The sequence below is a fragment of the Nocardia sp. NPDC051990 genome, from assembly GCF_040680755.1.
GTDB lineage: Bacteria > Actinomycetota > Actinomycetes > Mycobacteriales > Mycobacteriaceae > Nocardia.
Map to the genome: position 1 here is coordinate 69,271 of NZ_JBFAXH010000023.1, position 11,906 is coordinate 81,176.

Annotated in this window: 1 protein-coding gene; it reads right to left on the reverse strand. The window is 66.8% G+C overall.

Annotated features, from left to right (window positions below; all coding sequences use genetic code 11):
• Positions 1-373 precede the first annotated feature (373 nt).
• On the reverse strand, positions 374-11,869 hold the full coding sequence (locus AB0L63_RS29285) for an amino acid adenylation domain-containing protein (RefSeq protein WP_364507217.1): 11,496 nt from the start codon (positions 11,867-11,869) through the stop codon (positions 374-376).
• Positions 11,870-11,906 lie beyond the last annotated feature (37 nt).

Below are 11,906 nucleotides of genomic sequence, written 5' to 3' on the forward strand. Positions count from 1 at the left end.
CCCTGTTTCCAAACGTTTACTTATTCCAAACGTTTATAGGGTCGGAGCCGCAAGAGCACGCAACCGTCGCACAGCCCATTCGGTCTCGAACTGCACACCCCGAGAGATGATGGAGTCGTCGAAGGTCGCAAAGGGCGAGTGGTTCGACGGCGCCGTTGCCGGATCTCGGTCGGAGGTGCAGGCGCCGGCATCCACCCCCGACCTGATCCTGTTGCGTCACGAGCTGCACCGCAACCCCGAAGCGCCGCGAAGTACGGCCGTGACCGAGGTCGTGGACCTGCCGGTAGAGATCTCCAGATTCACCCCCTCGAGGGCACGGAGCAGGCGCGCCTGCGTCCAGGGCAGGTCGAGGCCTATGGTGTCGGGGATCCAACTAGGCGGTGAGGGTCGAGCGGAAGTGCTCTGCGAGGACGAGTCCGATCGCGCGAAGCGCGGCAGGTTCGATCATCCGTTCGTGCCGGATCGGAATATGGTGTTCGATGATCCGCCCGGTAATGAGGGCCTGCCATGCGAGAGCCGGATCGAAGCTGCCGTCGGCATCGTCGACGGCGCGGAAATAGATCAGGTCGCCGTCGAAGGAAATCGGCCGATGGTGCCAGGTGAGATCGACCAGCCGGGTGTAGTCCTCGCGCAGCGTCACCAGATGCTCGGCGGTCACGGCGGAGAACAGTCCGCCTTGCCGGTGCAGCAATTCGGCCGCGGCTTCGGCATCGAGATCGGTGGCGCCCTCCGGAACGGCGATGCCGCCGAACTCGGCAAGCATCGCCGCGATGGTGGGTGTGGGAGCACGGACGGTGCGGGCGGTGACGACGCGGGTGTCCATCATGGCCAGGGTGGCGACGGACTCGCCGTCGGCGCGGAGTCGGACGGCGATCGCATGCGCGATGGTGCCGCCGAGCGAGTAGCCGAGCAGGTGGTAAGGGCCGTGCGGCTGGACGGTCCTGATCTCCTGTACGTAGCGGGCAGCGAGTTCGTCGAGCGTGGCGAACGCAGCGTCGGCGTCGCTGAACGCCGGGGATTGCAGTCCGTATACCGGGCGGTCGGGATCGAGGTGCTGCACAAGTCCGGTGAAACCCCAAGCCAATCCGACGGCCGGGTGGACGCAGAACAACGGTGCGTCGGCTCCGGCGGCGCGCAGCGGGAGCAGCACGGCGAGTGCGTCGCCGGGGTCGTGTTCATCGAGGCCACGCAGCCGGGAGTCGATGCGGTGCGCGAGCGATGCCGGCGTCGGATCGGTGAAGATCCACTGGATCGGCACGGTCACACCGGTCGCTTCCGCCAGCCGCGCCACAAGTTGGGCGGCGGCCAGCGAGTTGCCACCCAGGGTGAAGAAACCGTCGTCGACGCCGATTCGTTCGATGTCGAGGGTCTCGGTGAAGGCATCGCGGACGGTGGCCTCGAGCGGGGTGGTCGGCGACCGGAACCGGGTCTGTTGCCCGTCCGGCGTCGGTAAGGTCCGGTAGTCGATTTTGCCGGTGGCGGTGAGCGGTATCCGGTCGAGGGTGAAGATGGTCGTGGGGATCATCTGGGTGGGCAGTCGGCTTGCGAGGTGAGTGGTCAGTGCGGCGATGTCGATTGAGGTGTGCAGGGTGGGTACCACGTAGCCGATGAGTTCATCGTTGCCGTTGGAATGGGTGTGGACCGTGACCGCGGCATGGCTGATGTCCGGGTGACCGCGTAGCGCGGTTTCGATGTCGCCGGGTTCGATGCGGTGGCCGTTGATCTTGAGCTGCAGGTCACTGCGGCCTTTGAATTGCAGCGTTTGATCGACGGTCCAGGTGACCAGGTCGCCGGTGCGATACATGCGTGTCCCGGCCGGTCCGTATGGGTCGGGGACGAATCGAGTTGCCGTGGTCGTGGGCTGCCGGTGGTAGCCGCGGGCGACACCCGGTCCGGACAGGTACAGTTCGCCGACTACCCCAGGCGGGACGGGGCGCAGTCTGCGGTCGAGTACGACGGCGTTGAATCCGCGGACCGGGCCACCGATTGTTATCGGGCTGTCGGTGCTCGTGGTCAACGGAGCGGCGGCGCAACTCATGATCGTGGTTTCGGTTGCCCCGTAGGTGTTGATCACCGTGTGGCCCGGCATCCATCGCGCTGCCAGGTCGGGCGCGCAGATCTCGCCGCCGAGGATCAGCGTGTCGAGGGTATCGATCTCGTCGGGGCGCAGTGATGCGAGCACGGTCGGGGTAAGGGCGGCATGGGTCACCCGTTCGGTGTTGATCAACTCGCCCAGTTCGGCGCCGGCGACCACCGCTGTGGGGGCGAGGACCAGGGTGGCGCCGGCGGCAGTAGCGCTGAGCAATTCGAGGATCGAGACGTCAAAGGTCGGTGAGGCGGCGCCGAGTACGCGACAGGTCGGGGTGAGACCGAACCGTTCCCTTGTTTCGGCGGCTAGGTTCGCCAGCCCGGCGTGGGTGACCACGACACCCTTGGGGATACCGGTGGAGCCCGACGTGTAGATCAGGTAGGCCGGGTGCTGTGGCCGCAGCGTGGTGGTGCGGTCGCGGTCGCCGATCGTGGTTGGTGCCGCCGCCGCTGTCGCCGCGGCGAAGGCGGGGCTGTCGACGGTGAACCATCTGACGGCGTCGGACAGCTGGTCTCGATGGTTTTCGAGGGTCAGTCCGACGCTGGCGCCGGAATCGGCGATGATGCTCGCGATCCGATCGTGCGGATGGTCGAGGTCGATCGGAACGAATGCACCGCCGGTTTTAGCGACCGCCCACATGGCGATCACACCATCGATGGAGCGTGGTAACGCTACGGCTACCAACGATTCCGGTCCTACTCCGGTTTCGATCAGCACGCGCGCCCACCGGTTGGAGGTTTCCTCGAGTTCGCGGTAGGACAGCCGTTCGCCGTCGCAGACCACCGCTTCCGCGTCCGGCCTCGCCGTGGCCGTCAACACCCGCGGCAACACCGACATCGCCGTGCCAGGCCGACCGCGAACAGGCACCAGCGTGGCCCGCTCGACCGGCGAGAGCAGATCCAGTCGGGTGAGGGGGAGGTCGATGTGTACGGCGATGGCATCGAGCACTCGCAGTACTCGGTCGGCGATGGCGTCGATCTGGTGTCGGGTGAATAGTTCGGGCTGGTATTTGAAGGTCAGGTGTAGTTGGGTGTCGTGGTGGACGATCAGGCCGAGTGGGTAGTGTGCGGCGTCTCGTCCGTGCACGTCGAGGACGCGCATGCCGGCGATGTCGATGTCTTCGGACAGCCCGGCGCGGTCGATCGGGTAGGACTCGAAGACGGTCGCGGTGTCGAATACCGCACCGGGGCCGGTGATCTGTTGGATGCGAGCGAGTCCGAGGTGGTGATGGTCGAGCAGCTCGGCTTGTTCGGTTTGGATTCGGCGTAGCAGTTGGGCGAGGTTTTCGCGGTGATCGAGCCGGACCCGCACGGGCACGGTATTGATGAACAGTCCGATCATCGATTCGATGCCGGGGATCTGTGGCGGGCGTCCGGAGACAGTGGTGCCGAAGACCACGTCTTCGCGGGCAGTCGCGCCGGCGAGCACGAGCGCCCAGGCCACTTGGATAACGGTGTTGAGGGTGGTTTCCTGCTGCTGGGCCACCGTGACCAGGGTCGTGGTGTGCTGTTCGCTCAGTTGCACCCGGACCTCACGGGCGGCGGCAGTGTGGCGGCGGGCGCGGTCCGCGGACGCGAGCAGCGTCGGCTCGACCGTTCCGTCGAGTGACCGCGCCCACGCGGTCTCCGCCGCGTCGTGATCCTGGGCGCACAGCCACTTCAGATAGTCGCGGTAGGGGCGCACGGGAGGCAGTGCCGCGGGGTCGCTGTCGCTGGCGTAGAGCATCAGCAGTTCCCGGATCAGCAATGGTGTGGACCAGCCGTCGATGAGGATGTGATGCACGGTCAACAGCAGCCGGTACCGCTGGGGAGCGATGCTGATCAGTGTCAGTCGTAGCAGTGGTGCTGCGCTCGTGTCGATGTGGCGGTCGTTGTCCATGAGGTGTTCGAGCGCGGCCTCGGTGTCGTCGCACTCGGCCAGGTCGATCTGGGTGAACGGCACGTCGATGTGTCGGTGCACCACCTGGACCGGTTCGTGGGTGCCGTCGCGCACGAACGCGGTTCGCAGGTTGGGGTGTCGTGCGAGGAGTGTTTGCGCGGCTCGGTGCAGCCGGTCAGTGTCGACGCGGCCGCCCAGTTCCACGCAGAGTTGCACGATGTAGGCGTCGACGGCGCCGTCGGCGAGTTGGGCGTGGAACAGCAGTCCCTGCTGTAGCGGTGTGAGCGGCCAGATGTCGTCCAATGCGGGGTGCCGGGTCTCGAGCCGGTCGATGGCGGGTTGGTCGAGGTCGACGAGGCCGACGTCGGAGGGTGTGAGCCCGCCGACACCGGGCCGCGACGCGTGGGTGGCCAGGGCGGTGACCGCGTCGCGCCACAGCTCGGCGAGGTCGGTGACCTCGGCGGCGGTGAGCACGCCGGTGGGGTAGTCCCAGGATGCGGTCAGGGCGGGCCCGTCCGGTGTGTCCATGGTGACCGCGTTGACGCCGAGCACGGCCGCCGCGGACGCGTCGGGATTCTGCACACCGCCGCCTGTGGTGTCGCCGCCGGCGGGCAGCCATCCGCTGCCGCGCAACGCTTCGGGAATGGTGTCGAATCGACCGAGATAGTTGAAGCTCACCTGCGGGTCGGGCAGTGCACCCAGAATGGGGGCGGTATCGGTGTTGAGGTAGCGCAGCAGCCCGTAGCCGATTCCATGGTCGGGGACGTGGCGGAGTTGTTCCTTGACCGATTTGACGACCGCGGCTGCGGCGGTGCCCGCGGCGTAGGCGTCGTCGATGTCGATGTCGGACAGGTCGAGCCGCACCGGGTAGGTGCTGGTGAACCATCCGACGGTGCGGGTGAGGTCGGCGCCGGACAGTGCGGTGTCGTGGCGGCCGTGGCTTTCGAGGGTGAGCAGCGTCGCGGTGGGGTCCTCGCCGCGACGGCGCCGCCAGCGTGTCAGTGCCAGCGCGAGCCCGGCGATGAGGGCGTCGTCGACGTTGCCGCGGAACGCTTGGGGCACGGTGGTGAGCAGCGCACGAGTCACCGCGGTCGGCAGCCTCACCTCGACCGTGGCGAGGGTGTCCTGCACGTCCACGACCGGGTCGAGCGGGCGAGAACCGATCGGCGGATCAGCGGTATCGAGGATGGTTCGCCACCAGTGGAGTTCATCGACGCTCTCCGCGGCGGTGTGCAGGCCGTGCGCCCAGCGTCGCATCGAGGTGCCCACGGGCGCGAGCCGCGGCCGTTGCCCGGCACCCAGGTGGGCCCAAGCGGTGGCCAGGTCGGGCACCAGGATCCGCCACGACACCCCGTCGACGACCAGATGGTGTACGACGACGAGCAGCCGGCCCGGCTGTCCGGCCCAGTCGAACCAGACCAGCTGCACCATGATTCCGGCGGCGGGGTCCAGACGCTCGGTGGCCGCGTTCGCCTCCGCGTCGAGGAGCGCGGCGAACCCACTACTGTCCGGCGCCGCATCCACCGACACGCGCCGGATCAGCCCGGCGGCGGACACCCCGGCCGGCTGCACCTGCAATGCCCACCCGCACCGATCGGTGGGGTCGGGGTGCAGTCGGGCCCGCAGCATGTCGTGCTGATCGATCACCGCCTGCACGGTCGCCGCGATTCCGGTCCGGTCGATACCCGCAGGCAGCGTGAGCAACACCCACTGACAGAAACGATCCAAGCCACCGCGCTCGAACATCCAATACATGATCGGCGTCAACGGCACCGAACCCACACCCCCACCGGGCAGTTCCGCCGGAAGAGCCGCCACCGCGGCACTGTCGCGGACGGCGATCCCGGCCAGCCCAGCCACCGTTTTGTGCTCGAATACCTCGCGCACCGAGAACACCAGACCCGCCGCCCTGGCGCGGGTCACCAACTGGATCGACACGATGCTGTCACCGCCGAGGGCGAAGAACGAATCATCGAGTCCGACCGCGTCGACACCCAATACCTCGGCGAACAGTCCAGCCAGCGTCGTCTCCACCTCAGTGACCGGTGCCCGGAATTCGGCTCGACTCGTGGCGAAGTCGGGCTCGGGTAACGCGGCGCGGTCGAGTTTGCCGTTCTTCGTCAACGGCAGCACGTCCAGCATCACCACGGTCGCGGGCACCATATGTGGGGCCAACCGCTCCGCGGCGAATTCGCGCACCGCGGCCGGGTCGAGGTCGACACCGGGCTCGGGCACCACGTACCCGATCAACCGATCACCGGTGGCGGCGCTCCGGTGCACGGTCGCTACCGCGTGCGCCACGCCCGTGCAGGCCAACAGACCGGATTCGACCTCGCCGAGCTCGATGCGGAAACCGCGGATCTTGACCTGGAAATCCATCCGGCCCACATAGTCGAGGGTCAGATCCCCCTCCGATTGCCGCATCCACCGCACCAAGTCACCGGTCCGATACATACGCTGTCCCGGCTCCGCGAACGGATCGGCGACAAACCGCTCCGCCGTCAGATCCATCCGATTGCGGTAACCACGAGCCAGACCCGGACCCGTGAGATACAACTCCCCCACAACCCCGACCGGTACCGGCCGCAATGACGCGTCGAGCACAACCTGCCCGACGCCACGGATCGGTCCGCCGATCGTCACCGCCGTCGATGGGTCCAGCGCCGCACTGATATTCGTCATGATGGTGGTCTCGGTCGGACCATATCCGTTGTGGAACGCTCGGCCCGGCGCCCACCGTGCGACCAATCCCGGCGGGCAGGCTTCGCCGCCGGCGACGAGCACCCGCAAGCCATCCACGCCGGTCGGGTCGACCGACGCCAGCGCCGACGGGGTGATGAAGGCGTGCGACACCCGTTGATCGATCAGCAAGCGCCGCAGCTCTTCTCCGCCGTATACGGATGTCGGCGCGATCACCAATGTCGCTGTGGCCTCGATCGCCATCAACTGTTCGAGCATGGCCGCATCGAAGCTCGGTGACGCGAAGTGCAGAATCCGTGCCGATGGTGTCACCGCGTACCGGTCACGTTGCTCGGCAGCGAAATTCGCCAGTCCGGTATGGGTGATGATCGCGCCCTTGGGCCGCCCGGTGGAGCCGGAGGTGTAAATGACGTACGCCGGGTGGGCCACATGCAGCGGTACCTTCCGTTCAGCCGGCGTGACGGCGGTCGCGGAGGTGGTGGTGAGATCGGCTCGTAGCTCGGGGGCATCGAGTACGAGCCAGTCGATCGTGCCGGGCAGCTCTGCCGCTAGCGTCGATACGGTGATACCGACCTGGGCACCGGAATCGGTCAGCATGAAGGTGATCCGGTCGGCGGGGTAGGTGGGGTCGATCGGTACGAACGCTGCCCCCGACTTCGCGACCGCCCACACCGCCAGTACCGACTCGAACGACCGGGGCAATGCCGCCGCAACATGTGCTTCTGGCCCCACACCCCGATCGATCAGCAGTCGGGCCAACCGATTCGACTCGGTATCCAATTCGCTGTACGTCCACCGCTGATCCCCATAGACCAGTGCGACCGCCTGCGGATCCCGCCGCACCGCCGCCGACAACAGCTCCGGCAGCACTCGCCCCGGCGCAGCCGGGTTACCCGACACCGAGGTCAGCTCCCGGTATTCCACCGAGGAGAGCAGATTCAGCCGGGCCAGCGGCAGATCCGGGTCGGTGGTAACGACGCCGATCACCCGCAGGACCCGCTGCAGGGTCGAGTTCACCATGTCGTGGTCGAAGAGTTCGGGCAGGTACTTGATTTTGAGGTGCAGTCGCGTGTCGACATGCGCAACCACTCCCAGCGGATAGTGCGCGGCGTCGGTGCCGGTCACGTCGACCAGCCGCATGCCGGCGATGTCGGTGTCCGCCGTCTGCCCACCGCGATCGATCGGATAGGACTCGAACACCGTCATCGTGTCGAACACCGCCCCTGGACCGGCCACCCGCTCGATGTCGGTCAGCCCAACGAGCTGGTGGTCGAGCAAGGCGGTCTGCTCCGCCTGGATTCGGTCGAGCAGCTGCCCCAGGCTCTCGGCGGCGTCGAGGCGGACCCGCACCGGCAGCGTGTTGATGAACAGTCCGATCATCGATTCGACGCCCGCGATCTGCGGGGACCGCCCGGAGACCGTGGCACCGAACGTGACATCGTCCCGGGACGTCAACGCGCGCAACACGATCGCCCACGCCGTCTGGATCACGGTGTTGAGGGTGATGCCACGGGACCGCGCGAGGCCGGTCAGCGCAGCGGTCTGCTCCTCGGTCAGTTCGCCGACCACCTCACGTGATTCGGTGTATCGACGGCGGGGATCAGCCGGAGCCACTAGGGTCGGCTCGTCGGCGCCGTCGAAAACGCGGGCCCAGGTGTCGAGCGACGCCGCCGAGTCCTGCCCGGCGATCCATGCCAGGAAGTCCCGATAGGGCCGAACCCGAGGCAGCATCGAGGCATCGGCGTCGGTGGCATAGAGCACCAGCAATTCCTTCAGCAACAGCGGTGTCGACCAGCCGTCCACCAGCAGGTGATGATTGGTCAGCACCAGCCGGTAGCGCTGCGGCCCCGTGGTGATCAGCATCCAACGCAGCAGCGGTGCCCGCGTCGGGTCGAACCGGGTCGCCCGGTCCGCGGCCATGAGTTGCTCCCACTCGCGATTCCGTGCCTCGTCGTCCAGCCCGGACAGGTCCAGCTCCGACCAGGGCGCCTCGACGTCTTCCTGGACCACCTGCACCGGCGCGGCGCCGATGTCGGTGACGAATGCGGTGCGTAGATTCGCATGCCGGTCGAGCAGCACCTGCCCGGCTCGGCGCAGCCGCTGCGGATCGACGTGCCCACGCAGCTCGAGGACCAGCTGCATCACGTAGGCGTCCACCGATTCCTCGGCGACCAGCGCATGGAACAGCAACCCCTGCTGCAACGGCGTCAATGGCCAGACATCGCTCAACGCCGGGTACCTGTCCTCGAGGCGCTCGATCGCAGACTGGCCGAGCCGGACCAGATCCAGATCCGATGGCGTCCGTCCCCCGCTCCCGGAGTGGCGGGTATGAGTCGCCAAGGCAGTCAATGCCCGGCACCACGACTCCGCGACCTCGCGCACCTCGTCGGCGGTGAGTACCCCGGCGGGATATGACCAGATCGCCCGCAATCGCGGCCGGCCCCCGTCGTCGAGGGTGAGCGCATTGATATCGAGCACCGCGGACACCGGCATATCCGGATTCCGTGCACCGGCGAGCTCGCCACCACCAAGGTCACCACCGCCGTCCACCGGCAGCCATCCGACCACCGGCATCCCCTCGGGAATCCCCGGGGAGACCCGGCCGAGGTAGTTGAAGCCGATCTGCGGCGTCGGCAGAGTCTGGAGTATCGGGCCGGTGTCCTCGTTGAGATACCGCAACAAGCCGTAGCCGATCCCGTGGTCCGGGACAGCGAGGAGCTGTTCCTTGACGGACTTGACCGCTGCCCCCATAGCCGGCCCACCGGCGTACGCGTCGTCGAGATCGATGCCCGACAGATCGAGGCGTATCGGAAAACTCGTGGAGAACCAACCTATCGTCCGGGTGAGATCCGAGCCCGGGACAACGCCCTCCTCTCGGCCGTGCCCTTCCAGACCGATCACCATGTGCGCCGGCGCGTTGCGGCCGTCGGCCTCCGTCGCGCGCTCGCGCCGCCACTTCGTCACCGCCACCGCCAGCGCGGCCAACAGCCCGTCGCCCACGCTGCCGCGGAATTTCGCGGGCACCGTGGTCAACAGCGCTTCGGTCACCTCGGGAGACACGTCGACCGCGATCGTGCGGACAGTGCCGGCGACATCGCTCGCGGGGTCGAGGGGCCGGGACCCGATCACCGGATCGTCACCAACGGCCATCGCTTGCCACAATTCGAGTTCGGCGGTCCGGTCCGGGCGTTGGGCGGCATCGGCCAACCCATACGCCCACCTGCGCATCGATGTCCCGACCGGGGGCAGATCGGGTTGCTCGCCGGACTCGATCCGCATCCACGCGACCGCGAGGTCCGGTATCAGCACGCGCCAGGAAACTCCATCGATCGCCGAATGGTGCACCAGCACCAGCACCCTGCCCGGCTCTGCCGTACCCACCGGATCGAACCAGACCAGCTGCACCACGATCCCCGCGCCCGGATCGAGCCGGTCCGCGGCGGCATCCAACTCTGCCGCCGCCAACGCGTGGAACTCGGCGGTTCCCAGCTCGCTCGCCATCGCCACCCGGCGAATGACATCGTCGGCGCGAACCGTTCCGACCGGCAGCGCCTCCCAACTCCAGCGCCCGTCGGCGTCCCGACGCAGTCGCGCGCGCAGCATGTCGTGTCGATCGAGTACCGCCTGCACCGTGGCCGCCAGCCGCTGCCCGTCGGTCCCCGCCGGCAGACCCAGCATCATTGCTTGCGAGAAGCGGCCGAATCCCGACTCCGCCCGCTCGAGCAGCCATCGCATGATCGGCGTCAGCGGTATCGGTCCCACGCCGCCGCCGGGCAGTTCCGCCGGGAGGGCGGTCGCGGCGGTGCTGTCCTGGACGGCAATCTGGGCCAGTCCGGCAACCGTTCTACGCTCGAACACCTCGCGCGGGGAGAACAGCACGCCCGCTGCCCTGGCTCGAGCCACCAGCTGGATCGACATGATGCTGTCTCCGCCGAGGGCGAAGAAGGAGTCGTCGAGGCCGATGGTCTCGGTGCCCAGTATGTCGGTGAACGCTTGGGCGATCGTGTGTTCCATCGGTGTCTCAGGCGCCCGGAACGGTTTGCTATCGGTGTGTACCGGCTTCGGTAAGGCCTTGCGGTCGAGTTTGCCCACCGGCGTCAACGGAATACGGTCCAACAGCATGATCGAAGACGGCACCATATACGACGGCAACCGCCCAGCAAGATATTCGGTCAAAGCCGCAGTATCGACCGAATGATCCGGCGCGGCAACAACATACGAAACCAACGACTCGCCCCCCGAATCGCTGCGATAACCAACAGTAGTAACAAAACCAACGCTCTCATGAGCAGCGAGCGTCGCATCGATCTCACCGAGCTCGATACGCAAACCCCGAATCTTCACCTGAAAATCAGAACGACCCAGATGCTGGACCGCCCCACCAGCCGTCCACCGAACCACATCCCCCGTCCGATACATACGCTCACCAGGCACCCAAGGACACGCCACAAAACGCTCGGCCGTCACACCTGACCGACGATGATATCCACGCGCCAACGCAGCACCCGCGATATACAACTCACCCGCCACACCAACCGGCACCGGCTGCAACCGCTGATCCAACACCCATTCCGACACACCACGAATCGGACCACCAACCGTAACCAACTCACCCGCCACCAACGGCGACCCCTGATTCGTCATAATCGTCGCCTCGGTCGGACCATAAGCGTCGACCATGTTGCGACCGCTGCCCCAGTGCTGAACCAAATCGGTGCCGTAGTCCTCGCCGCCGACTACCAGATGTCCCAAATCCGGTAGCGGCCAACGGGTGTGGTCGATGGTGGACAACGCGGTAGGTGTGATGAAGACGTGGCTGACATGCTCGCGGTCGAGCAGTTCGCCGAGTTCGTCGCCACCATGTGCGTCGCTGGGTGCGATAACCATAGTGGCGCCCGCGCACAGCGCCGACAGCAATTCCTGTACCGACACATCGAAGCTCGGTGAAGCCAAATGCAAAGTACGAGAATTGGATTCAACGTCGATAGCATCCCGGTTCTCGGTGATAAAGTTGCCGAATCCCTGGTGGGTGACCGTGACTCCTTTGGGTGACCCGGTCGATCCGGAGGTGTAGATGACGTAGGCGATATCGTCGACGCGCAGCGGACGCACCCGGTCGCTGTCGGTGACGGGACGGTTGTCGGCCTTGTCGAGGTTGTCCGGTGTCAGCCAGTCGATGTCGTCGGGCAGTTGTGCACGCACCGACGGCACGGTCAGACCGATAGCCGCTTTCGAATCG